The organism is Tistrella mobilis, assembly GCF_041468085.1.
Classification (GTDB): domain Bacteria; phylum Pseudomonadota; class Alphaproteobacteria; order Tistrellales; family Tistrellaceae; genus Tistrella; species Tistrella mobilis_A.
The window spans coordinates 3,276,000-3,298,598 of sequence record NZ_CP121017.1 but is presented as its reverse complement, the minus strand read 5'-3'; the positions used below and the strand labels follow the sequence as shown (position 1 = coordinate 3,298,598).

Sequence of the window (22,599 nt, the reverse complement as noted above, 5' to 3'; positions counted from 1 at the left end):
ATGACCCGACCGGAGATCACGCAGATGAGCCTGACCGACATATCCATGCCTGCCGCCGATGCCGATACCGTTACCGGGGCCGAGCCCGACCTGCCGGCGGCGCTGGACGACCTGCTCGCCCGGCGGATCGCCGCCGTGGTGACCGACGATCTGCTCGCCCGCTGGCGGGCGCGCTTCCTGGACGAGGGGCTGGTGGTCGTCTCTGAAATCTGCCCGCCCGAGGTGATGGCGGCCCTCTGCGCCGAGGTGGAGCGGCTGATCGCCGGCTGGGCGGTGCGGCGCGACATCCGCCTGCCGACCACGTCGAACACGCCGCGGAAGATGAATTCGGTCAAGCGCGACTACATTGCCCGCAACAGCGCGCTGGTGCCGCGGCTCTACCGGTCGAAGCCGCTGCTCGACCTTGCCACGCGCATCGCCGGCGAAGAGGTGGTGCTCTGTCCCTATGACGACGAGCAGTTCGTCATCGCCCGGCTGACCGAGCCGGGCGACACCCATGGCTGGCACTGGGACGATTACGCCTATGGCATGGTCTGGGTGCTGGAGGCGCCGCCGGTGGAAGATGGTGGCTTCATCCAGTGTGTCGCCGACACCCGCTGGAACAAGGCCGATCCGCGGCTGCACGAGATCCTGTGCAGCCGGCCGATCCGGTCCTATGCGCTCAAATCCGGCGACATCTACGTCCTGCGCTCCGACACCACGCTGCATGGCGTCTATCCGCTGCAGCGGCCGTCGCAGCGCACCATCCTCAACCTCGCCTGGGCCAGCGTCGCCGACTGGAGCCGCGAGGTGGTGCACGAGACCACCGACGAAGTCTACACCGATCGCGGTGCCACTCATGTCGAGGACAGGCAGTCATGAGCGTCGCTCTGGCTTTTGATGCGGGGTCTGACGACGCTGCCATCCGGCGGGCGGCGCTGGAGGCCGCGGCCGCCGCCGCCGAACGCCGGCTCGCCGAGGCGCGCGCGCAGCTGATCGCCGATGCCGGCTTCATGCAGATCCGGGACCGCTATTTCCTGTGGCGCATGGCCGAACAGGGGGCGATCTGGGGAGCGGGCGCCTGGCTCGCCCTCGGCACAGGCATTCTGCCGCTGCAGATCCTGGGTGCGGTGCTGATCGGCGCGGTCTATGCCCGCAATCTGGAATTCGCCCATGAATGCATGCATTTCATCGCCTTCCGCAGCCGCCGGGTGAACCGGGTGGTCGGCACGGCGCTGGCCATGACCCTGTTGACCAATTTCGAGGAATGGCGGGTGTCGCATGCCCGCCATCATGTCGATGTCCGTGACGAGGGCTTTGCCTATCAGCCGGCGGCGATCCACAACTATTGGCTGTTGTGGCGCAACTTGTTGGCGCTGGATCATTTCCGCGCGGCGCTGGGCAAATGCGTGGCGGCGGTGCGCGGCCGCATGCCGATCCGCAGCCGGTCCGAGCGGCGGGTGCGCGACGGCTTCCGGCTGATGGCGGCCTGTCTGGCGGGCGGGGTGGTCTTCGACCTTCTGACCGGCCAGCCGGTCTTCCTCTGGCTGTGGTTCCTGCCGCTGATCCCGGCGGCGATCTTCAACTTCCACATCCAGCTGCCCGAGCATTTCGGCTGTGTGATGGATAATGGCAGCGCCCTGATCAACAGCCGCACCATCACCACCAGCCGCTTCCTGTCGTGGTTCGTGAACGGCAACAACTTTCACGCCTCGCATCACTGGCTGGCCAATGCGCCGATCCGCCAGCTGGCCCGGATCGACCGCATCATCCATGCCGATCTGGCCCATACCGAACCGTCTTATGCGGCCTTTTTCGGCCGCTATTACCGCGAGGTGTTCCGCAACATCCGCGCGCCGAAGGTTGCCGCATGACCGATGCCGACGCCGATCGCTATGCCCATGCCCGGCCGCTGGTGCTGGCGGGTCTGGCTGCGACCATGGTCTACAACGTCACCAGCGCTGCGAAAGAGGTCTATGCCGGCCATGTGCTGCAGACCGTCGATCCCTTCGTGCTGATCACCGCCTGTTTCGGGCTGGTGATCCTGCTGTTCCAGGTGATCGACCGGGCCGGCGGGGGGCAGACGTCGGTCTATACGCCCCGGGTGATGCGGGCGCTGGTGATGGTGAACCTGACCACGGCCGGCGCCTGGCTCGGCATCTATCTGGCGCTGCGCTGGCTGGAGCCGGCGGTGGCCGGCGGGTTGAGCGGCGGTGTCGGGCCGCTTGCGGTGCTGGCCTGGCGCCGCTTTGCCGGCATCCGCACCACCCTGGCAGAGGTGGCGAGCGGGGCGGGCATTCTGGCCGCCTGCCTGCTGCTGGCCTGGAGTGCGGCCGAGGGGCAGGGCGAGGTGATCGCCGCGACCCCGATCGAAACCGCGTTCGGCCTGGTGGCGGCGACCGCGGGCGGCATCTCGGCCACGCTGACCAGTGTCTGGGCCAAGAAACTGTCGCTGGCGGGGCTGGGTCCGTCGGCGATCATGGCCCGGCGTTTCTGGCTGCTGGTCGGGTTCTGCGGCATCGTCGCCTGGGCCACCGGCCGCTTTGCGGGGCCGATGCCCTCGGTCGAAACCGTCGCCGGCATCGGCCTTCTGGGCGTGGCACTGCCGCTTTATGCCTTGCAGGTGGGCATCCGCTATGGCCGGATCTTCCATGTCAACGTCATCGTCGGTCTCTGCCCGCTGTTCACGCTCGCCTTCCAGGCCTTCAGCGCCTGGAACCACTGGTCGCCGCTGACCGTCGCCGGTGTGGCGCTGCTGGTTGCCGCCGGCTATCTGGGGCTGATGCGGCCGCGCCGTGCCGGCCCGGCGCTTGCTGCGGGGGATGCGCCATGACCGACCGACCGCGCATTCCCGTGCCCGATATCCGTCCGGTGGCCGTGGTGGTCGATGCCTATTCCACCGGTGCGGCCCTTGCCCCCGCCTTTGCCGCCGCCGGCTGGCGGACGATCCATGTCTCCAGCACCCCTCTGGTGCCCGATCCCTATCGGGCAAGCTTCCGGCCGGGGGATTTCATCGGGCTGATCGCCCATGACGGCGATCTTCGCCGCACGCTCAATGCCCTGCTGCCCCATGCGCCGGTGGTTGTGCTGGCGGGTTCGGAATGTGGTGTGGAACTGGCCGATCAGCTGGCCGAAGGGCTTGGCCTGCCCGGCAACGGCACCCGGCTCAGCCGCGCCCGGCGCGACAAGTTCCTGATGGGGCAGGTGGTGGCGGCGGCGGGCCTTGCCGCCGCACCCCAGCATGTGACCGACGATCCGGCCGATGCGGTCGCCTGGGCGATGGCACGGGGAAACTGGCCGGTGGTGGTCAAGCCGCTCGACAGCGCCGGCACCGATGGCGTCACCTTCTGCCACGATGCCGCGGCGGTGGAGCGTGCCTTCCGGGCGCTGCATGGCCGGCCCAACCGGCTGGGGTCGGTCAACGACCGGCTGCTGGTGCAGGGCTTCCTGCGCGGGCGGCAGTATTTCGTCAACACGGTCAGCGTGAACGGCCGTCATCTGGTCGCCGAGATCTGGGCCGAATCCAAGCGCGAGGTGGCGGATGCCGCCTTCATCAACGATCTGGAGATGCTGCTGCCGCGCGACGGCGCGGTTCAGGACGCGCTTGCCGCCTATACCCTGGCCGTGCTCGACGCACTCGGCATCGCCTATGGGCCCGCCCATACCGAATTGATGCTCACCGCCGAGGGCCCGGTGCTGATCGAAACCGCCGCCCGGCTGATGGGAACGGTGGAACAGCAGGCGGTGCGCCGCAGCCTGGGGGTCACCCAGGCCGATCTTGCGGTGCAGGCGGTGACCGATCCGGCGGGCTTCCTGGCCCGGCTCGATCAGCCCTACCGGATGGCGGCGGAGATCTGGTGCGTGGCGCTCATTTCAGAGCATGAGGGCGTCATCACCGGCCGGTCGGGTTTCGCGCGGATCGAGGGGCTCGCCTCTTATGCCTCATCGATCGCCGTGGCCGGGCCGGGGGTGCGGCTCAGGCCGACGATCGACTATTTCTCCAGCCCCGGCGTGGTTTATCTGGTTCATGAAGATGCGGCGGTGCTGGCGGCCGATTATGCCCGGATCCGTGCCTGGGAACGCGAGGGCGTGATCTTCGATCTGGCGCCCGGATCCGGTTGAGCGTCAACCGCCCAGCCGGTCCACCGCCACGGCCGGTACTGCATGCACCGCCAGCGGTTCCACCCGGCCGCGGACGGTGATTTCGTGGCGCGTGGCATCAAGGCTGGCCGGCGTCCGCCCTGCCGCCTGCAGGATGTCGTCCGATACCACCAGCAGGCAGGCATGGGCCTTGGTCAGCTCTTCCAGCCGCCGGGCGACATGGACGGTATCGCCCACCGCGGTCAACATCCGGGTCTCGCCATAGCCCAGCCGGCCGACCACGGCCGGGCCGCCATGAATGCCGATGCCGATCCTGAGCGGCTGCCCCAGATCGCGCACCAGGCTGCGGTTCAGCACCTCCAGCCGACGGGCGATCTCGCCCGCCGCGTGCAGGGCCTGGGTGGCCGCGGCGGCGAAATCCTTGGGGCCGTCGCCGCCATCGGCACCGAAGATCGCCATCACCTCGTCGCCGACGAAGGCGTTGGGCGTGCCGCCGGCCGCTTCCACCGCGCCGCCGATGGTTTCGAAATAGCGCTCCAGCAGGAACATGATGTCGTAGGGCGGGCGCTGTTCGGCGATGGCGGTAGAGCCGCGGATGTCGGTGAACAGGATCGCGACCCGCTTCTCGCGCCCGCCATGGACCATCGCATCCTCCGACGGCCGCCGGCCGCGGCCCTGGGCCTTCAGCAGCGGATGCACCGAAACCGGTCCGGTCGGATGCAGCCGGCAGGCCAGCCGCACGCCCGCGGGCGCGCGGATGCGGGAGAGCAGGGCGGCTTCCTCGGCATCGGCCGGCGGCAGGTTCTCCAGCCCGCGCACGATCTCCACCCGGCAGGTGGAACAGCGGCCGCGGCCGCCGCAGACCGCGACATGGGGCACATTGCCCAGCCGGCTTGCTTCCAGTACCGAACCGCCCGGCAGCATCCGCACCGTGCGGCCGCCCGGATAGGTCACCGTGATCCGGCCGTGACGCAGCGAGATCAGGTGGCGCAGGCCGCGGGCGGCAAGGGTTGCGAAGATTGCGAAGGTCCAGTTCGCAATCATCGCAAACTCATTCGCCTGAGCCCGGGCATGGAGATCGGCGGGCAGGCCGGACAGCGTCGGCGACAGCACGCCCAGCTTCATCAGCCCGGCCACGCTTCGCCCGGCATCCAGGAAGCCCAGCAGCGCGGCGAGCGGCAGCGCCCAGGCGCCGATCCGCCAGGCGGCGATCCAGCCTGGCCCGGCGCCGCGCCCCTTCAGCCAGAAGCCGAGCCCGATCATGCCGTGCAGCCAGACCACGCCCAGCAGCACGAACTGGCGCAACGCCCCGGTCGGTGTCCAGAGCAGGGCCATGATCCGGGTATAGCTGTCGACCCCTGCATCGACGCTGAGTGCCGCATCCACCCCGGTGATATGGGCCGCCAGCAGCAGCGGCAGCAGCAGCCCGAGCGCCAGTTGCAGCGCCTCCGCGGGCGGCATGCGCAGGCTGCGGCGCAGATAGAGCGCGCGCAGGCCAAGGCCGGCATGGAGCAGGAAGGCGGCGGGCAGCAGCACGGCGCCCGGCGGCACGGTCCATGGCGCCATGGTCACGTCCAGCACCTTCTGGGCGAAACCGATGCCGAACAGCCCGCTGGCATGGGCGATCAGATGGCCGGTCACGAAGACCAGCATGATGGCGCCGGTCACCGCGCGCAACCGGCGGACCAGGCGGCCGCGCCGGTTCTGCGTACGACCCCGGGACAAGGGAAGGCTCGGGCTGGTCATGGGGTGCGGCTCCGGCTCCGGGCTGGCCGGGCCGCGTGGAAGACGGGTGCAGCGGCCGGCCGTTCCATCCTAGCGGAGCGGCTGGCCGGGCGGGAGCCTCGGGCTCACCTCATGCGCTGGATCACCACACCCATCCAGCCCAGACCGTCATATTCCTGATAGCCGATGGTTTCAGAGAAGCCGATCACCGTGTCGCCGGTCATGTAGGTGCCCTGTTTGGCGCCGTCGGTCGACAGATGAAAGGTCTGGTAGAGCCCCTGGCCGTCGGAGGCGGCGATGACGCGCCGGGCGCGATCCAGCAGCAGGACCCGCGAGCGGGTCCATTCATCGGCCGAGAGCGAGGGTTCGTCGACCACGATCGAACGGCCCTGGCGTTCCCAGTCGAAATAGATGCCGAGCGTGCCGATCACCCGCCCGTCGGTGCGTCCGCCTTCGCGGACCGCCGTGGCATAGACCAGCACCGAGCGGTTGTCGTGCATCACGTCGGTGCGGACGTCGTCGACGATGTATTCATCGCCGCTGCGGGTGGCGAGCGCCTCGCGCACCCAGGCTTCCCGCGACAGATCGGCGCCGCGCATGCGCTGGAAACGGTCGTCGGCCATGGCGACCACCCGGCCCGAGGCATCGGTCAGCACAAGATTGGTGTAGACGGTGTAATAGCGGTGAATGACCGACAGCCGCATCGCGGCATGTTCCAGCGCCTCGCGGGAGGGCTGTTCCAGCGCCTCCCAGAAGGCGGTGTCGGTGGCCCACCACCGTACGTCGCAGGTACGCTCGTAAAGGTTGCGAACGATCAGCTGGACCAGGGCCTTCGCCAGTTCCTGACCGCGCTGGCCCACCAGCCGCTGGGTCACCGCTTCGCATTCGGCGATGCGGCCGATGATCTCTTCCTGAAAGCGTTTCGCGGCGCCGTCGGCCTGCTCGGCCAGGCTTTTGACCTCGCCCGCGACCACCGAAAAGCCGCGGCCGGCATTGCCGGCGCGGGCGGCCTCGATCGCCGCATTCAGGGCCAGCAGACGGGTCCGTGCCGCGATCTCCTGATTGCCGCTGGAAAAGCGCCGGACATCATCGCTCAGGCCCTGCATCAGGCCGCGGACCTTCTGCGCCGAAACGGCTTCGGCGGCAACGGCATCGGCCGCGGCACGCACTGCGAGTGGCATCTGACTGGTCATCACCATACCCCCTATCATTTTCCGGTCGCAGCAGGCGTCTCCGGTCGCGGTTGGCCGCGTATTGCTTGTGTATGTCACGCGTCGGAGGCGAGTCACCCGGGGGCTGCATCGATCCTGCGATGCCGAAGTGTCACGCCTGTATGTCACCCTGCTTTAACTGTAGAGCAGGATGCGGCGGCGCAACAAGAGGATATATCGTGCGGTGCACACATCGTGGACCCGAGGGCGGGAAGGCTGTCACGGCATCGAATTCGGCTGTATTCCGCCAGTTTTTACAGATGATGCCTGCATAAAATACCGTTCGAATAAAAGGCAATTTTCGTGAATGTGCTGCGCCGCGTCACATTCCGGCGCCATCCGGCACCACCTTGCCCGTCAGGCGCCCGACAGAAATATCCACTTTATCTACCAATGGTTGCTAATCGCCTGATCGGACACGCGTCAGATCTCGGTGCGGGCGGCCATCTCGGTCAGGCGATCGATCAGCAGCACCAGCGCGTCGCGTTCCTCGGGTGTCAGATCGGCGATCAGCCGTTCCTCGTAATCCAGTGCCAGGGGGGCAATCCGGCCATAGACATCCAGCCCGTCGGCCGACAGCCGGAGCAGCACCCGGCGGCGGTCGGTCTCGTCGGTGGTGCGTTCGATCCGCCCGGCGCGCTCCAGCCGCTGCACGGCGCGGCTGACCGTCACCTTGTCCATCTGCGTGGCTTCGCAGATCGCATTGGCGGTGAGCGGGGCAAACCGGCCCAGAACCGCCATCACCCGCCATTCGGGAATGGTGAGATCGAACGTTTCGGCATAGGCGCGGGCCAGGGTGGAGGAAATGCGGTTGGCCAGAATGGACAGCCGGTAGGGCAGGAAGCGCTCCAGCCGGAGGCTCTTGCCATCCTCGCCGCGTGCCGGGTTGGGCCGCCGCGTCGGATTGGAACCGGGCTCAGGATTGGCCCCGGGGGCAGGGCTGGCGCTTTCGCTCACCGGATGATGGCCTCCGCTTGACATTGCCCGGGTCCGGGGGCAACTTGGTTACAAATGAAACTATCAGGTGCCGGCGGTGACGTCGAGCCCCGGAAGGCCCGGTCTCCCGATCCCTGCATCCCATGCGGGGCGTCGTCCGCGTGCCGTCCCGGGGGCAGGATGGTAGCCGTGGCACGTCGAGGGGGAAAGCGATGAGCGCGGAAAGCAGGATTGACGGCGATACGCCGTTCGGTTTCGAGAACCCGATGGGCACCGACGGCTTCGAGTTCGTCGAGTTTGCAAGCCCCGACCCGGTGGAGATGGGGGCGCTGTTCGAGCGGATGGGCTTCACCGCCGTCGCGCGTCACCGCAGCAAGGACGTCACCCTCTACCGCCAGGGCGACATCAATTTCATCGTGAATGCCGAGCCCGAGAGTTTTGCGCAGTCCTTCGCCCGCGTGCACGGCCCCGGCGCCTGCGCCATGGCCTTCCGGGTCAAGGATGCGCGCTTCGCCTATAAGCGCGCGCTGGAACTGGGGGCCAAGCCGCATCTGGGCCAGATCGGCCCGATGGAGCTGAACATTCCGGCCATCCAGGGCATCGGCGGCAGCGTGATCTATCTGGTCGACCGCTACGGCCCCAGGGGCACGATCTACGACATCGATTTCGAGCCGATCGAGGGGGCGGAGGCCGCCGCCAATGATCAGGGTCTCACCTATATCGATCACCTGACCCACAACGTCCATCGCGGGCGGATGAACCACTGGGCGGAATTCTACACCAAGCTGTTCAATTTCCGTGAGATCCGCTATTTCGACATCGAAGGCAAGCTGACCGGCCTGCATTCGCGCGCGATGACCAGCCCCTGCGGCAAGATCCGGATTCCGATCAACGAATCGGCCGACGACAAGTCGCAGATCGAGGAATATCTCCAGGCCTATAACGGCGAGGGCATCCAGCACATCGCGCTTGGCACCGATGCGATCTTCCGCTCGGTCGAGGGCATGCGCGACCGCGGCGTCGCCTTCCTTGAGACGCCGTCCAGCTATTACGACATGGTCGACACCCGCGTGCCCGACCATGGCGAGGATCTGGAGCGGATGCGCCGCGACCATATCCTGATCGACGGCCTGCCCGACAATCATGTCGGCATGCTGCTGCAGATCTTCACCGAGAACGTCATCGGCCCGATCTTCTTCGAGATCATCCAGCGCAAGGGCAATGAGGGCTTCGGCGAAGGCAATTTCAAGGCGCTGTTCGAGGCCATGGAACTCGACCAGATCAAGCGCGGAGTGTTGAGCGCCGATGCGTAACTGGATCAACATCCCGCGCGTCGAAGGCCGGGCGTCGCGGCAGGCCCATGCGGACCTGCCCGACGGCACTTTCGAGCACGAGATCGGGCGGGAGGGCTTCTTCGGCCCGGCCGCCCATATCCACCATGCCCATGCCCCCACCGGCTGGGTGCGGTTCGAAGGCCCGATCCGGCCGCGCGCCTTCGACACCACGAAATTCGATGCCGTGCCGGCCGGCCCCTGGTCGGCCGAGGCGCTGGCCGGCAACCGCCGCTGCGCCGTGCGCTTCTGGCGGATCGAGGCGCCGATGGACCATCTGGCGCGCAATGCCGATGGCGACGAGCTGCTGTTCATCCATGACGGCGCCGGCCATCTGTTCTGCGATTTCGGCCACCTGACCTATACCGAAGGCGATTACATCCTGCTGCCGCGCGGCACGATGTGGCGCCTGGTGCCCGAGGCGCCGACCCGGGTGCTGATGATCGAGGCGACCGATTCCGCCTATAAGCTGCCGGACAAGGGCATCGTGGGGCCGCATGCGATCTTCGATCCGGCGATCCTGGCGGTGCCGGTGATCGACGAGGCTTTCGACGACCAGCGGTCGGAAACCGAAACCCGGGTTGCGGTGAAGCGCTTCGGCGAGGTCTCGACCATGGTCTTCCCGTACAACCCGCTGGATGCGGTGGGCTGGCATGGGGATCTGGCGCCGGTGAAGGTGAACTGGCGCGACATCCGGCCGCTGATGAGCCATCGCTACCATCTGCCGCCCTCGGCCCACACCACCTTCGTGGGGGAGCGCTTCGTGGTCTGCACCTTCGTGCCCCGGCCGATCGAAACCGATCCCGGTGCGCTCAAGGTGCCGTTCTTCCATTCCAACGTCGACTATGACGAGTTCATCTTCTATCACCGCGGTTCGTTCTTCAGCCGGGACAACATTCATCCCGGCATGATCAGCCTGCACCCGGCGGGCTTCGCCCATGGGCCGCACCCCAAGGCCTTTGCCATCGGCCAGAAGGCGGCGCGCAAGGAAACCGACGAGGTGGCGGTGATGATCGACACCCGCGACCCGCTGGAGGTTCAGGCGGGTGCGGCCAGTGTCGAATGGACCGGTTATGTCGACAGCTGGCGCACGCAGCCGGCCGCGACCAACGAAGCAGCGGAGTGACGATGAAGCTGGCGACCCTCAAGGACGGCAGCCGCGACGGGCGGCTGGTGGTGGTCTCGCGGGACCTGAAGCGCTGTGTGCCGGCGGAGGGCATCGCCCCCACCCTGCAGGCCGCTCTGGACCGCTGGGCCGAAACCGCCCCCCGGCTTCAGGCCCTGTCCGAGGCGCTGAATGCGGGCGAGGCCGATGGCGTGATCGGCTTCGATCCGGTGGCGGCGATGGCGCCGCTGCCGCGCGCCTATCAATGGGCCGACGGGTCGGCCTATGTGAACCATGTCGAACTGGTCCGCAAGGCGCGCGGCGCCGAAATGCCCCAGAACTTCTGGCATGACCCGCTGATGTATCAGGGCGTCTCCGACCGCTTCATCGGCCCGATGGATCCGGTGGAATGCGCCGACGAGGCTTTCGGCATCGATTTCGAGGCCGAGGTCGCGGTGGTCACCGACGACGTGCCGATGGGCACGGCACCGGATCAGGCGGGCGGCTATATCCGTCTGGTCATGCTGGTCAACGACGTCAGCCTGCGCAACCTGATCCCGGGCGAGCTGGCCAAGGGCTTCGGCTTCTTCCAGTCCAAGCCCGCCTCCAGCTTCTCCCCGGTCGCGGTCACCCCGGACGAGCTGGGCGATGCCTGGGATGGCGGCAAGGTCAACCTGCCGCTCAAGGTCTGGCTGAACGACCAGCTGTTCGGTGCGCCAGAGGCTGGCGAGGACATGACCTTCGATTTCCGCCGCCTGGTCGCCCATGCCGCCCGTACCCGCCATCTGGGCGCCGGCACCATCGTCGGCTCCGGCACCGTCTCCAATCTCGACCGCAGCCGCGGCTCGTGCTGCATCGCCGAGCGGCGCATGCTGGAGACCATCGATAGCGGCAAGCCCGCGACCCCGTTCATGTCTTTCGGCGATCGCGTGCGCATCGAGATGACCGACCGCGAGGATGTGTCGATCTTCGGCGCCATCGACCAGAAGATCGTGAAGTGGGGTTGAAGGCATGAGGGGGCTGAAGGCATGAGGGCGGGACCGCCCTTTGGCCGGCCCGATCCTTTCAGACCGTGAAAACGGCCCGCGGGGGATAAGCCTGCGGGCCGTTTTCGCAGGGGGTTACTGCATCATCTTCGCCAGACTGTCGGTCGTTCCGGTCACGCCGTCGACTGCCTGATGCATGTTGCCGGCAATGCTCCGCGTCATGGCCAGCTGTTCCTCGATTGCCGATGAAAGCACGGCGCTTGCTTCGTGCAGGGCCGATATGCCGCCGGTGATGCCGGTCATCGTGGCGTCCACGCTGCGGGACACATCCTGCAGTTCGGCGATCTGGCGGGCGATGTTCTCGGTGGCGGTGGCCGTCTGGCCCGACAGGGTCTTGATCTCGGACGCGACGACGGTGAAGCCGCGGCCGGCTTCGCCGGCACGCGAGGCCTCGATGGTGGCGTTGAGCGACAGCAGGTTGATCTGCGAGGCGATCTCCTGGATCAGCTTGATCACGCCGTTCATCGCGCTGGTGGTTTCCTTCAGCCGGGCCACGGCAGCCTCGCCGCGGGTGACGTTGTCGCGCATGACCTCGGCAGAGCGGTGGCCGCTGTCGGCGGCGCGGGTGATCTCGGAAACCGATGCCGTCAACTCTTCAGAGGCGGCAGCCACCGCCTCGACATTGCCGAGCGTCACCTGTGCCGACGAGACCGCCGCCAGATGCGAGGTGATCAGCCGGGTGATGTCGGTCGCGTATTTCACCACCTTGCAGATCCGGCCCGATGCATCGAAGATCGGATTGTAAGTGGCGCGCAGCCAGACGGGCCGTCCGCCTTTGCCGACCCGCTTGTGAATGCCGGCCACGAAATCGCCGGCCCGGAGCTTCTGCCAGAATGCCTGATACGCGTCGCTGCGCGCCTCGTCGCCGGGCATGAACATGCTGTGATGCCGCCCGCTGATCTCGTCGAGCCGGTAGCCGGTGGCAGCGAGGAAGTTGTCGTTGGCCAGCAGGATTTTGCCGTCCAGATCGAATTCGATCACCCCGTGGGTCCGGCCGATGGCGCTGATCTGCCCCTGGTGGTCGGCCGATATCAGCTTCTGCGCAGTGATGTCGGTGGCGTATTTCACCACCTTCACCAGCTTGCCGGCCGGGTCCAGAATGGGGGTATAGGTGGCCTGGATCCAGACCTCGCGTCCGCCTTTGGCGATGCGGCGGAATTCGGCCGTCCTGGCCCGGGTCGACCTCAGATCGGCCCAGAAGCTGCGATAATCCTGGCTCTTCGCATCCGGCAGTCCGACGCAGTCATCTGGCAATGATGTTTACGTCACAGCGGCCGGGCAGGGCCCCCGCCGGCTGCCTCCATGTCGGATGCGGAAGGCTGCGACACGGACCTCGCGGCGGTCGCAACGGCGCTGCGTAACCACAGATGTGCGGAATCGCCGGTGCGCCGTTCATGCCAGACCTGAACGAAGGGAAAGGGCGGGATCGCAAAGGGCGGCGCGAAGACGGCGAGGTCCGGATCATCTTCGCAGAGGGCCAGGGTTTTGCGGGCGACGGTCAGAACCAGGTCAGTCCCCCGGATCAGCCGTGGCGCAGTGCCCCAATGCGGCAGCGTGACCACGATGCGGCGCGTGTGGCCGATGGCGCGCAGGGCCGTATCGATCCCGGTATCGGCGTCGTTCTGCATCGCAACCAGCACATGGGGCCGGGCGAGATAGGCAGCCAGATCCAGACGATCACGGCCGTCCAGCCCCTGCCGATCCGCAAGGCAGGCGAACTGCTCGTCGAAAAGGCGTTCGGCCTCGATTCGCGGGTGAAGATCGGGAAACACGCCCAGTGCCAGATCGCAGTCCCCGTCCAGCACCTGCCGAAGCATCGCCTCACGGCTCGCCTGGGTGATCACCAGCTCGATCCCCGGCGCCGCCCGGCGCAGCATGTTCAGCAGGTCGGGAAGAATGACGGCAGAGCCGTAATCCGACATCGCCAGGCGGAAACGTCGCGTTTCCTGCGCCGGGTCGAAGCCTCCCGGCCCCAGAACCTCCTGCAGCTGTCGCAAGGCCTCGGTCAGTGCGGGGGCGATGTCCAGCGCCCGGGCGCTCGGCGTCAACTGCCCGTTGCGGCGGATCAACAGCGGGTCGTCGAACAGATGCCGCAGACGCCCGAGCGCGTGGCTGACCGCCGGCTGACTCATATTCAGCCGGGCGGCCGCGCGCGACACATGCCGTTCGGCCAGAAGCGCATCGAGCACCACCAGCAGGTTCAGATCGATACCGCGAAGATTATTCATCTGCTGCATATAGAAGATATTACATCCGAATTTCCATTCATGAAGTGGATATCGCATCTGATGAGCATGGAGGTTCATCATGCACACCAGCTCATTGCTTCTCACCCTCGCCGCGGTCGTCTCGGGCGCGGTCGTTCCGTTTCAGGCGGGCGCCAATGCGGCCCTCGGGCGGACACTCGGCCATCCTCTCTGGGGCACGGCCATATCGCTGTGCGTCAGCTTTGCCTGCATCCTGCCGGTCATGCTGCTGGCGCGCGTCGAGATGCCGGCCCTGTCCAATCTCGCCCAGGCGCCGCGCTGGATATGGATCGGCGGGATCGTCGGCGTGGTCTATATCACCGGTGCGCTCGTGCTGGCGCCGAAACTGGGGGCCGCCGGCTTCATCACCGCGGCCATCGCCGGGCAGATGCTGGCCTCGGTCGTCATCGACCATTGGGGCCTGGTCGGCCTCCCGCAGAAGCCGGTCTCGCTGCCCCGCTTTGCCGGCCTGGGCCTGATCATTCTGGGGCTGATCGTGATGCAGCTGCAGGCATCGGGCGTGAAGCCGGCTGCCGGATCATGAGCCGGCGGGCGGCTTGATCCGCCGGCTCTCGACATGGGGATCAGAGGCCGACCGTGTCACGCAGGTCGAACCGGCTCAGAACCATATCCTCCGGCACGGTCGGCTGGTCCTTGGGCTCAGGCAACGCCTCGTCCATGGGCTCCCAGCTGTCGAGCAGTGCGACAAGGCCCTGTTTGTGCGTGTCCTGATTGCGGCCGTTGCGGAACAGGCGAACATGGCGGATGCGCGTGTCGTTCATGGGGCGGCATCTCAGGCATATGGCCATAACATATGCCTTTCACGGAGCTGAGGCAAATTTCCGCCCGGATCATGGTGCCGGGTGGACGCGACACCTATCCCCGCCATCCCGCCCGTGCCGCCCGCGCCAGCGCCGAACGCACCACCGCCACATGGAAGGGGCGGATCAGGGCGATGTACAGCCGGCCGAGGCCGTTATGGCAGCGGACCACCGTCGCGGTCATCACCAGCCGTTCTCCCGGGCGGTCGGGGTCGGGGGCCAGGCGCACCGTCAGGCGGAAATCCAGATGGCGGTCGTCCTCGCCCAGGATGATCTCGTCCGGCCGGATTTCGTAGATCCGGAAGATGCCGATCCGGCGGTTGTCGGGATCGTCCCGATCCCCGGCGGCCGCCATGCGGTCCGAGGTCTTCAGCCCGAAGGGGCGGACCAGCAGGTCGCGCAGCTTCAGCAGGCTTCGGGCCCAGCCGGCCTGGCCCGCGAACAGGACCCGGGCCAGCCGTTCCGGATCGCCATCCACCCCGGCGGGCAGGCCGATGGCATAGCAATCGGCCAGATCCGCGCCGACGAACATCGGGCGGAGGCGCGAGTCCTGGGGCAAAGGATGGGCGGTCGGGCGATACAGATCCATGGCGCCGAGTATGCCGGGTGCAGCCGGCTGCGGACAGAAGGCGCGGCGCCCTGCGTCAGCCCGTCGCAGGGTGGCGAAGGCGCCTGTCGCGGCATCGGGCGGCGGCTGCTATCCTGCGGCCCATCTCGTCCCGGAGCTTTGTCCCATCCCGGAGCTTTCAGCCGATGACCCGTCCCGCCCTTCTCCTCGACCTCGACGGCACCGTGGTCGATGCCGTGCCGGATTTCGCGGCGGCGATGAACCGGCTGATGGCGGGGCTGGGGTTGCCCGGGGTGTCGGGTCCTGAAATCGCCGGCTATCTGGGCGACGGGCCGCGCAAGCTGGTGGAACGGGTGCTGGCGGCCCGCGGCCGGCCGATGGACGAGGCGGCGCATGACCGCTTCCTCGCCGATTACACCGCCCATGCCGCCGAAGCGACCACGGCCTTTCCGGGTGTGCCCGAAACCCTGGATGCCTTCCGCGCTGCCGGCTGGGCGGTGCTGCTGTGCACCAAGAAACCGGCGGCCGCCACCCGCACCCTGCTCGACGGGCTGGGCCTGCTGTCGCGTTTCGACGGCATCGGCGCCGGCGACAGCTTTCCGGTCTCCAAACCCGATCCGCGCCACCTGACCCTGACGCTGCAGGCGGCCGGCCTCGACCATGCCCCGGCGGTGATGGTGGGCGACCACCGCAACGACGTCGTTTCGGCCCGGGGCGCCGGCATGCCGGTCGTCTTCGCCGGCTGGGGCCACGGCCCCCTCGCCATGGCCGAGGGCGCAGATGCCATCGCCGACCGCTTCCCCGATCTGGCCACCATCGCCCCGCGCCTGCTGGCGGCGCGGGGGATCGCTGTGGCCGTGCCGCGGGTGTGAGGCCTCAGTCCGGTTTCCGGTCGTAGCCCAGAAGGTCGCGGTCGAGCGACCAGATGACGACACGCGCCCTGGGATCCAGCGTGCAAAGCCGCTGCCACTCCTTGATCAGGGACAGATCGGCGAGGCTGGTGCCTTCGCTGGTCCTGTCGTCCGATTTGTTCCGCTGGGCATGATCGGGGAAGTCCGTCAGCTTCGATGAAACGCAAAGCATGTTGCCGCCGCAGCCGGCCGTCGCCCAGATGGGCGATGTGATTGCCTGTCTCCCAGATCGTGGCCATCGGCAGGAGGAAACGGGCATTTCCGGACAGGTATTGTCTGAAATCTGCGTGGACGGTCTGTTGCTGCTGGTCGAAACCCGGAACCTTGAGGATGTTGAGATAGACGGAGGTGTCGATCAGGATGACGGTGCGCATGGCCCGGCCCTCAACCCAGCCGATCCATCCAGGCGAGGGCCAAGCTTCTGCGGGTGGCCTCGTCGATCCGGATCTTCGCCGCCCGCTCCAGCGCTCCGCTGGTGGCCAGATCACCCAGGCTGCCCTGTGCGACGAGTTCCGGATAGGTCGGCAGATCGTCCAGGCGGACCAGCCGGCTCGATCCGTCTTCGGGGTCGCGATAGCAGAACACCACATCGGGAACGGCTTCGTCCGGCAGGGCATCCAGCAGGGCGGGATTGTGGGTCGACAGCAGAACCCGCAGGTTCCGCCGCCGGGCGAGGTTGCGGATGCTGTCCAGCAGGTGGCGGGCGCGGCTCGGATGGACGCCGTTGTCGATCTCTTCGATCACCACCAGACTGCCACTTTGCGCCGACAGCATGGCGGCGGCGATGGCGAGAACACGCAATGTGCCGTCAGACAGCAGCGAGGCATCATACCTTCGCGTCTGTGCGCCGAACGTCTCTTCCAGCTGGATCATGACCCCGCCCCGGGGCTCCTTCAGGAAATCGAAGCCGGCGATGTTCTGCTCAGGCAGGCTCTTGACGAAGCCAAGCACATCCGCTGTGGCCTCGTCCGTACTTCGCGCGCCTTCCGTCAGGTCCCAGAGAACCGAGGAAATGTTGCTGCCATCCCCATTTAGCCGGTGCTCACCGGGAAAGCTGTAGTCGCGCATGCGTGCCGGGACCGGATCCAGGAACAGCATCGACCCGAGGCTCGCTTCATAGGCGCGGGCGATCTTCGGAATGGTCTCGCGGGATTTCCTGTGCTTGGCGTCGAAGGTGGCCGGGCTGGTCAGCTGGGTGAAGATCGCCATCTGGTCGCTGCACACGACATGCGGCTTCTTGCCGCCCCGGCTGAAATTGTCATAGGCGACGCGGACATCGGTGCTGCGGCCGGTGGAGGGCTGGTCCAGATCATAGAGCGGCAGGCGGATGCCGGCAACCTGCTCCCCGGCGAGATGCAGTCCGTCCTCGCGGAGCGAGACGGTCATGCTCAGCCGGTTGAAATCGTCATGATCCGTCTCGCAGCCGATACTGAAGCTGTCGCCTTCGCAGTAGGCCAGATCCTGGACCTTGCCCCGCACCACCTGCTCGCCGTCATGAATGGCATAGCGGATGGCCGACAGCTTCTGCCCCTGGGCCAGCCACGACAGCAGCCGCATCGCCTCGACCGCATTGCTTTTGCCCGAGGCATTGGCGCCGATCAGCACGGTGAGCGGCGCCAGCGGGAGGCGCGCCGACCGGTAGCTCTTGAAGTTTTCGAGCGTGATGGCGGTCAACATCAGGAGCACCTCCCGGGCGTGAGAGTGGTGGCAGGTCAGCCCTTCGCCGCCTCGACCGCACGGTCCAGGGCGTCGAGTTCCACGGCGCCCGGCAGCAGGGTATCGCCGATCACGAAGGCCGGGGTGCCGCCGATGCCGAGCCTGCGGGCCAGATCCATGGTATCGCGGATATGGGCCTCGGTCTCGGGCGCGTGCATGCGCGCCTTGACCGCTTCGGCGTCGACGCCCCGATCGGCGACGATGGCGAGCACGCGCTCTTCGCTGAGCCCGCCCTGCTGGGTCATCAGCGCGGCATGGATTTCGGGATAAGCCTTGGGCGCGACCTGGTTGACGGCCAGGGCCGCGCGGGCGGCGACCAGCGAATCCGGGCCCAGGATCGGGAATTCCTTGTAGACCACGCGGATGTCGTCGCGTTTCTCGATCAGCTGATCGACGGTGCCCATGGCGCGGCGGCAATAGGGGCAGCGATAGTCGAAGAACTGGACCACGGTGACCGCCGCATCGGCCGGGCCGACGACGGGGTCGCGCCGGTCTGCGACGAGGGCGGCCTCGCTGTCGCGGATGGCCGAGCCCTGGGCTTCCAGTTCCGCCGTTTCCTGCTTCGCCTGCCAGGCGCGGATGCTTTCCACCACCAGTTCGGGCTCGCGGGCGAGCAGGGCCCGGACCATGTCCTCGCCGGCACGGGCTTCCGACGCCGGGTCCACGGCGTGAACGCGGTCGATGACCAGGGTCGCAGCGGCACCGCCGGCAGCACCCAGGATCAGGGCCAGGGCCGGGACGAGGAGTTTCGACATGGGGTCTGGTGTCTTTCGGAACGGAGTGGGGTGGTTCAGGGCGGCGGGGACGGGCACCCCGCGGCCTCAGCGGTTGGCGCGGGCTTCCTCGCGCTGGCGCTTGACGTATTCGGCCAGATCATCGGCGCGCAGCTGGCCGGGGGAGCCGACCGGCAGGGTGTCGCGGGCGCGGGTGGCCTGGACCTCGGCTTCGTCCCAGCGGCCGACCTGGGCGTTGTATTCGGCGAGTGCGAGCGACGCCTGCGGCATGCGGTTGGCGCGGCCATAGGCGATGCCGAGCAGCCGCCAGGCCGTGGCATTGTCGCGGTCCTTCGCGGTGGCGTTCTCAAGCAGCCCCTGGGCTTCGGCATAGCCGGCATCGGTGCCGGTCTCGATCAGCGCCTGGGCAAGGCCGACGGCGATCAGCGGCGCGCGGCCGGACTTCTCCACCGCCAGCCGGTAGGGCTTGATCGCCTCGGCCACCCGGCCGTTCTCGAACAGCATCTGGCCTTCCAGCTCGTGGAAATACGGGTCGTCGGGCTGTTCGGCGATCAGCCCGCGGATGATCGGCAGGGCGTTATCCAGATCGGCCTGGCGGTAATAGGCGATGGCGCGGGCATAGCGCGCCGGTACCGAGGTGTCGTCGGCCTTGTAGGCGGCGAAAGTGCGGCCCGGCGGATCCAGGAAGCCGCGCAGCTTGGCGATCATCCGGTCATAGGCCATCTGCTCGGCGGGCGTCGCCTCGGCGGTGACGCCCTTTTCCTGCGCCACCACGTTCTGCACCACCCGGACCCGGTCTGCGGCCATGGGGTGGGTGGAAAGATAGGGGCTCTGCCGGCTGCCGATCAGCGCGTTCTGGGTGTCGAGCTTTTCGAAGAACTGGAGCATGCCCTGCGCCGACTCGCCCGCCCGGTGCAGGAAGCGGATGCCGGCCTGGTCGGCCGAATTCTCCTGGGCGCGGCTGAAGCTCAGCATGCCGCGCTGGGCCATCTGCTGGCCGCCCATGGCGATCGCCATGCCGGCATCGGCGCTGCCGCCCGCAACGCCGATCGCAAGGCCGAGCAGGGCCGAGGCGATGGCCTGGGCGGTCGCCATCTCGACCGCGCCGCCGATCCGCGACAGATGGCCGCCGGCGATATGGCCGGTTTCATGTGCGATCACGCCCGCGAGCTGGTTCGGGTTATCGCTCGCCATCAGCAGCCCCGTGAAGATGAACAGGTGCATGCCGCCGCCGACGAAGGCATTGATGGCGTTGTCGCGGATCAGGTGGATGTCGATCCCGTCCGGATCCAGATCCGCGGCCTTGAACAGTGGAGTCGCTATCTGCCGGATGGTATGTTCCACCTCGGCGTCGCGGATGAAGGACAGGCTTCGCTGCTGCGCCGAGGCGGGGCCCACGGCACCGATCCCCGACACGATCAGGAAGCAGATAAGGACGGCGATGCGGAGGAAGCTTGAGCGCACGGTGCAGACCCCGGATGTCTTCACCGAACGTAGGGTCGTACGACACGCCCGTCAATCTCGGCAACCGTGGCATCTCCGTGAAGCGCCGGCGGCTCTCGCAATCGTGAGCATCGCCGCGCTGGCGGGCTGCGGGCCGCGCGTGGAAGTGGGGCAGGTGGATGCCGTCACCGGCTTCATCGGCCTGATTGCCGCCGACGAGCCGCGTTCGGCGCTGGTCGGCCGCGACATCCTCTCGGCCGGCGGCAGCGCGGTCGATGCGGCGGTGGCCATGGCCTTCACCCAGACCGTCACGTTGCCGAGCCGCGTGGGGCTTGGCGGCGGCGGGGCCTGCGTGGTCTACAAGGCACAGCCGCGCCGCACCAAGCCTAAGGAGGCAGAGCCGCCGCGCGCCTATGCCTTCCTGCCGCAGGCGGCCGTGCCCGGCGAGACGGTGGCGCTGCCGGGTTTTGCCCGCGGGCTCTTCACCATGCATGCCGATTACGGCGTGCTGCGCCTGCCGCAGCTGGTGTCGCCGGCCGAACAGCTGGCCCGGTTCGGCGTGCAGGTCTCGCCGGCCTTCGCGGCCGATCTCGCCGCCTATCGCGAGGTGATTTCGGCCTCGCCGACACTGGCGCGCAGCTTCGGCAATCTGGCCCAGGGCAATCAGATGACCCGGCCGGATCTCGCCTCCTCGCTGGGCTCCCTGCGCACCGAAGGCCCGGGCACGCTCTATGCGGGCCCGCTCGGCCGGCGGATGATCGAGGATTTCGCCCAGGCGGGCATCACGCTCAGGGCCGACGAGCTGCGCGCCTATCAGCCCGCCAAGGGCGATGCGCTGACCCGCTCGCTCGGCAATTTCGACATGGTCACCGTTCCCGGCACCGGCGGTGCGGCGGCGCTGGATGCGCTTTCGACCGTGCGCACCGGCACGACCCTGCCGGTGGCCGGCCAGGATGCCGTACAGTCGGGCATTCTGGCCATCGACCAGTATGGACAGGCGGTCGCCTGCACCTTCACCCAGGGCGCCCCCTTCGGCACCGGCCGGATGGGGGACGATACCGGCATCATCGCTGCCCGGCCGCTGGATCCCGCGGCCACCGCCTCGGGCGCCGCGGTGCTGGCGGTCAACACCAACATCTACAAGCCCTATATGGCCGCGACGGCGACCGGCGAGGGCGCGGTGCCCGCGATGAGCCGGCTGATCGGCAGCTTCTATGGCGGCGAGCCGCTGGATGACTCGCTTGCCGCCGCGGCCACGGCCGGTGCCGATATCGGTGCCGCCGCCTGCACCAACGGCATTCCGTCGGACGATCAGCGCTGCAATGCGATCGTCTCGCCCTCGTCGTCGGGGCTGGCCATCCGCTGAGCTGTCGCTCGGGCGGTGCGCCGCAGACGGCGATTGATCGTATCGCGCACCTGGTATGGCCGGGATTATGAACTTATGGTTTCATAATCCCGGTCATATCTGTTGCGCCCCGTGCAGGTCGTCTTCCCCCCGGGGGCACGGCCCCTGCAGAAGGATACCCCATTCCATGCCCGTTTCCCGTCGCTCGCAGATCCCTCCGTTCCACGCGCTGGAGGTGCTGGCTGAAGCGAATGCGCTTGAGGCCGCCGGCCGTCACATCATCCATATGGAAGTCGGCCAGCCGTCGACCGGCGCGCCTGCGCCGGCGATCCGTGCAGCCCGCGCCGCGCTTGACGGTCCGGCCTTCGGCTATACCGAGGGGGCCGGGCAGCCGGCGCTGCGCCGGCGGATCGCCGAGCATTACCGGTCGTGGTACGGGCTTGAGATTCCGATCGAGCGCATCCTGATCACCCATGGTGCCTCGGGCTGCTTCACCATCGCCTTCCTGGCGGCTTTCGATGCCGGGGCGCGGGTGGCGATGGCGGAGCCGGGCTATACCTCGTACCGCAATGTGCTGAAGGCGCTCGATATCGAGGTCGTGTCGATCGAGACCGGGCCCGAAAGCCGCTTTCAGCCGACCATCGCCCATCTGGAGGCGCTGGAGAAGCCGATCGACGGGCTGATCGTCGCCAGCCCCTCCAACCCGACCAGCACCACGCTGAAGCCGGAAGAGCTGGAAGCTCTGGTGCGCTATTGCGAAGCGAAGGGCATCACGCTGATCTCGGACGAGATCTATCACGGTCTGACCTATGGTGCGCCCACCCGCAGCGCGCTGAACTTCTCTCAGGCGCCGATCGTGGTGAACAGCTTCTCGAAGTATTTCGCCATGACCGGCTGGCGCATGGGCTGGATGGTGGTGCCGGAAGACATGGCCCGCACGGCCGAAAAGCTGGCGCAGAACTTCTTCCTCTCGCCCTCGGCCGTTGCCCAGATCGCCGCCACGGCCGCTTTCGACGGTTATGAAGAGGCCGGGATCGCGGTACAGCGCTATGCCGAAAACCGCCGGATCCTGCTCGACGGCCTGCCCAAGGTCGGGCTCGGACGGATCGCGCCGATCGACGGCGCCTTCTATGTCTGGGCCGACATTTCCGACTACAGCACCGACAGCATCGATTTCTGCCGTCGCATGCTGCACGAAGCCGGCATCGCCGCCACCCCCGGCGTCGATTTCGACCCGTTCAAGGGCCATCACTATCTGCGCATGGCCTTTGCCGGGGCGACCGAAGAGATGGTGCAGGTGGTCGACCGGCTGGATGGCTGGATGCGCCGCAGTTTCGGCGTCGGCAAGGTCGCCTGACCAGACGGACGACAGCTGCCCGGA

Annotated in this window: 22 protein-coding genes; 11 read left to right on the top strand and 11 right to left on the bottom strand. The window is 67.6% G+C overall.

The features are described from left to right. The first annotated feature begins 24 nt into the window (after window positions 1-24). From P7L68_RS20500 to P7L68_RS20485, 4 genes are read left to right on the top strand one after another with little or no spacing between them, the layout of a single operon-like run. Entirely contained in the window at window positions 25-861 is an 837-nt protein-coding gene (locus P7L68_RS20500) for a hypothetical protein (RefSeq protein WP_372001207.1), read from the top strand. Beyond that, window positions 858-1,853, top strand: a complete 996-nt coding sequence (locus P7L68_RS20495; RefSeq protein WP_372001205.1) for a fatty acid desaturase — start codon at window positions 858-860, stop codon at window positions 1,851-1,853. Before P7L68_RS20500 ends, P7L68_RS20495 begins: the two co-directional genes overlap by 4 nt. Beyond that, window positions 1,850-2,812, top strand: coding sequence for a hypothetical protein (locus P7L68_RS20490; RefSeq protein WP_372001203.1), 963 nt, complete (start codon window positions 1,850-1,852; stop codon window positions 2,810-2,812). Before P7L68_RS20495 ends, P7L68_RS20490 begins: the two co-directional genes overlap by 4 nt. After that, entirely contained in the window at window positions 2,809-4,101 is a 1,293-nt protein-coding gene (locus tag P7L68_RS20485; RefSeq protein WP_372001202.1) for an ATP-grasp domain-containing protein, read from the top strand. The genes P7L68_RS20490 and P7L68_RS20485 overlap by 4 nt, the downstream gene beginning before the upstream one ends. Before the next feature lie 3 nt (window positions 4,102-4,104). Here P7L68_RS20485 and P7L68_RS20480 read toward each other — a convergent pair whose 3' ends face one another. The 3 genes from P7L68_RS20480 to P7L68_RS20470 form a co-directional block, all read right to left on the bottom strand. After that, the gene (locus tag P7L68_RS20480; RefSeq protein WP_372001200.1) at window positions 4,105-5,826 is read right to left on the bottom strand and encodes an adenylate/guanylate cyclase domain-containing protein; all 1,722 of its coding nucleotides are present in this window, start codon (window positions 5,824-5,826) and stop codon (window positions 4,105-4,107) included. Between the two features lie 104 nt (window positions 5,827-5,930). Further along, the gene (locus P7L68_RS20475) at window positions 5,931-6,998 is read right to left on the bottom strand and encodes a methyl-accepting chemotaxis protein (RefSeq protein ID WP_372001198.1); all 1,068 of its coding nucleotides are present in this window, start codon (window positions 6,996-6,998) and stop codon (window positions 5,931-5,933) included. A 441-nt stretch (window positions 6,999-7,439) separates the two neighbouring features. Then, window positions 7,440-7,973, bottom strand: a complete 534-nt coding sequence (locus tag P7L68_RS20470) for a MarR family winged helix-turn-helix transcriptional regulator (protein ID WP_372001197.1) — start codon at window positions 7,971-7,973, stop codon at window positions 7,440-7,442. Between the two features lie 191 nt (window positions 7,974-8,164). On the opposite strand from P7L68_RS20470, the gene hppD reads away from it, so the two are divergent. Genes hppD through P7L68_RS20455 form a run of 3 tightly spaced genes read left to right on the top strand, consistent with a single transcriptional unit; the run spans window position 8,165 to window position 11,395 of the window. After that, on the top strand, window positions 8,165-9,265 hold the full coding sequence (gene hppD / locus P7L68_RS20465) for a 4-hydroxyphenylpyruvate dioxygenase (RefSeq protein WP_372001195.1): 1,101 nt from the start codon (window positions 8,165-8,167) through the stop codon (window positions 9,263-9,265). Beyond that, window positions 9,258-10,409, top strand: a complete 1,152-nt coding sequence (locus P7L68_RS20460) for a homogentisate 1,2-dioxygenase (protein ID WP_372001193.1) — start codon at window positions 9,258-9,260, stop codon at window positions 10,407-10,409. Before hppD ends, P7L68_RS20460 begins: the two co-directional genes overlap by 8 nt. A gap of 2 nt (window positions 10,410-10,411) precedes the next feature. After that, window positions 10,412-11,395: a fumarylacetoacetate hydrolase family protein gene (locus tag P7L68_RS20455; RefSeq protein WP_372001191.1), complete on the top strand. Its 984-nt coding sequence runs from the start codon at window positions 10,412-10,414 to the stop codon at window positions 11,393-11,395. A 114-nt stretch (window positions 11,396-11,509) separates the two neighbouring features. Here the strand turns inward: P7L68_RS20455 and P7L68_RS20450 are convergent, their stop codons facing one another. Further along, on the bottom strand, window positions 11,510-12,688 hold the full coding sequence (locus tag P7L68_RS20450; protein WP_372001189.1) for a PAS domain-containing protein: 1,179 nt from the start codon (window positions 12,686-12,688) through the stop codon (window positions 11,510-11,512). 11 nt (window positions 12,689-12,699) lie between these two features. Further along, a complete protein-coding gene (locus tag P7L68_RS20445; protein ID WP_372006898.1) occupies window positions 12,700-13,662 on the bottom strand; it encodes a LysR substrate-binding domain-containing protein in 963 nt (320 codons plus the stop codon). A 79-nt stretch (window positions 13,663-13,741) separates the two neighbouring features. On the opposite strand from P7L68_RS20445, the gene P7L68_RS20440 reads away from it, so the two are divergent. Next, a complete protein-coding gene (locus tag P7L68_RS20440; RefSeq protein WP_372001187.1) occupies window positions 13,742-14,224 on the top strand; it encodes a DMT family transporter in 483 nt (160 codons plus the stop codon). A gap of 40 nt (window positions 14,225-14,264) precedes the next feature. Here the strand turns inward: P7L68_RS20440 and P7L68_RS20435 are convergent, their stop codons facing one another. Then, window positions 14,265-14,462, bottom strand: a complete 198-nt coding sequence (locus P7L68_RS20435; protein WP_372001186.1) for a hypothetical protein — start codon at window positions 14,460-14,462, stop codon at window positions 14,265-14,267. Between the two features lie 94 nt (window positions 14,463-14,556). Beyond that, window positions 14,557-15,090, bottom strand: a complete 534-nt coding sequence (locus P7L68_RS20430; RefSeq protein ID WP_372001185.1) for a DUF2867 domain-containing protein — start codon at window positions 15,088-15,090, stop codon at window positions 14,557-14,559. A 164-nt stretch (window positions 15,091-15,254) separates the two neighbouring features. Here P7L68_RS20430 and P7L68_RS20425 point away from each other — a divergent pair, with 164 nt between their 5' ends. Beyond that, a complete protein-coding gene (locus tag P7L68_RS20425) occupies window positions 15,255-15,941 on the top strand; it encodes an HAD hydrolase-like protein (protein WP_372001183.1) in 687 nt (228 codons plus the stop codon). Between the two features lie 4 nt (window positions 15,942-15,945). Here the strand turns inward: P7L68_RS20425 and P7L68_RS20420 are convergent, their stop codons facing one another. From P7L68_RS20420 to P7L68_RS20405, 4 genes are all read right to left on the bottom strand, one after another. Next, window positions 15,946-16,152, bottom strand: a complete 207-nt coding sequence (locus P7L68_RS20420) for a hypothetical protein (protein ID WP_372001181.1) — start codon at window positions 16,150-16,152, stop codon at window positions 15,946-15,948. A 212-nt stretch (window positions 16,153-16,364) separates the two neighbouring features. Further along, the gene (locus tag P7L68_RS20415; protein WP_372001180.1) at window positions 16,365-17,657 is read right to left on the bottom strand and encodes an AAA family ATPase; all 1,293 of its coding nucleotides are present in this window, start codon (window positions 17,655-17,657) and stop codon (window positions 16,365-16,367) included. A 35-nt stretch (window positions 17,658-17,692) separates the two neighbouring features. Further along, complete coding sequence (locus P7L68_RS20410) at window positions 17,693-18,451, bottom strand: DsbA family protein (RefSeq protein ID WP_372001178.1); 759 nt, start codon at window positions 18,449-18,451, stop codon at window positions 17,693-17,695. 66 nt (window positions 18,452-18,517) lie between these two features. Next, window positions 18,518-19,918: a M48 family metalloprotease gene (locus P7L68_RS20405; protein WP_372001176.1), complete on the bottom strand. Its 1,401-nt coding sequence runs from the start codon at window positions 19,916-19,918 to the stop codon at window positions 18,518-18,520. A gap of 79 nt (window positions 19,919-19,997) precedes the next feature. On the opposite strand from P7L68_RS20405, the gene P7L68_RS20400 reads away from it, so the two are divergent. Next, the gene (locus P7L68_RS20400) at window positions 19,998-21,239 is read left to right on the top strand and encodes a gamma-glutamyltransferase (protein WP_372001174.1); all 1,242 of its coding nucleotides are present in this window, start codon (window positions 19,998-20,000) and stop codon (window positions 21,237-21,239) included. A gap of 166 nt (window positions 21,240-21,405) precedes the next feature. Next, window positions 21,406-22,575 carry a pyridoxal phosphate-dependent aminotransferase gene (locus P7L68_RS20395; RefSeq protein WP_372001172.1) on the top strand — a complete coding sequence of 390 codons (1,170 nt, stop codon included), beginning with the start codon at window positions 21,406-21,408 and terminating at the stop codon, window positions 22,573-22,575. Window positions 22,576-22,599 lie beyond the last annotated feature (24 nt).

Excerpts from the sequence above, each read along its gene's own strand:
- P7L68_RS20490 (WP_372001203.1), top strand. The coding sequence starts at position 1,850 with ATGACCGATGCCGACGCCGATCGCTATGCCCATGCCCGGCCGCTGGTG.
- P7L68_RS20410 (WP_372001178.1), bottom strand. The coding sequence starts at position 18,451 with ATGTCGAAACTCCTCGTCCCGGCCCTGGCCCTGATCCTGGGTGCTGCC.
- P7L68_RS20395 (WP_372001172.1), top strand. The coding sequence starts at position 21,406 with ATGCCCGTTTCCCGTCGCTCGCAGATCCCTCCGTTCCACGCGCTGGAG.
- P7L68_RS20475 (WP_372001198.1), bottom strand. The coding sequence starts at position 6,998 with ATGACCAGTCAGATGCCACTCGCAGTGCGTGCCGCGGCCGATGCCGTT.
- P7L68_RS20455 (WP_372001191.1), top strand. The coding sequence starts at position 10,412 with ATGAAGCTGGCGACCCTCAAGGACGGCAGCCGCGACGGGCGGCTGGTG.
- P7L68_RS20440 (WP_372001187.1), top strand. The coding sequence starts at position 13,742 with ATGCACACCAGCTCATTGCTTCTCACCCTCGCCGCGGTCGTCTCGGGC.
- P7L68_RS20430 (WP_372001185.1), bottom strand. The coding sequence starts at position 15,090 with ATGGATCTGTATCGCCCGACCGCCCATCCTTTGCCCCAGGACTCGCGC.
- P7L68_RS20495 (WP_372001205.1), top strand. The coding sequence starts at position 858 with ATGAGCGTCGCTCTGGCTTTTGATGCGGGGTCTGACGACGCTGCCATC.
- hppD (WP_372001195.1), top strand. The coding sequence starts at position 8,165 with ATGAGCGCGGAAAGCAGGATTGACGGCGATACGCCGTTCGGTTTCGAG.
- P7L68_RS20425 (WP_372001183.1), top strand. The coding sequence starts at position 15,255 with ATGACCCGTCCCGCCCTTCTCCTCGACCTCGACGGCACCGTGGTCGAT.
- P7L68_RS20415 (WP_372001180.1), bottom strand. The coding sequence starts at position 17,657 with ATGTTGACCGCCATCACGCTCGAAAACTTCAAGAGCTACCGGTCGGCG.
- P7L68_RS20420 (WP_372001181.1), bottom strand. The coding sequence starts at position 16,152 with ATGCTTTGCGTTTCATCGAAGCTGACGGACTTCCCCGATCATGCCCAG.
- P7L68_RS20500 (WP_372001207.1), top strand. The coding sequence starts at position 25 with ATGAGCCTGACCGACATATCCATGCCTGCCGCCGATGCCGATACCGTT.
- P7L68_RS20445 (WP_372006898.1), bottom strand. The coding sequence starts at position 13,662 with ATGAATAATCTTCGCGGTATCGATCTGAACCTGCTGGTGGTGCTCGAT.
- P7L68_RS20480 (WP_372001200.1), bottom strand. The coding sequence starts at position 5,826 with ATGACCAGCCCGAGCCTTCCCTTGTCCCGGGGTCGTACGCAGAACCGG.
- P7L68_RS20435 (WP_372001186.1), bottom strand. The coding sequence starts at position 14,462 with ATGAACGACACGCGCATCCGCCATGTTCGCCTGTTCCGCAACGGCCGC.
- P7L68_RS20485 (WP_372001202.1), top strand. The coding sequence starts at position 2,809 with ATGACCGACCGACCGCGCATTCCCGTGCCCGATATCCGTCCGGTGGCC.
- P7L68_RS20460 (WP_372001193.1), top strand. The coding sequence starts at position 9,258 with ATGCGTAACTGGATCAACATCCCGCGCGTCGAAGGCCGGGCGTCGCGG.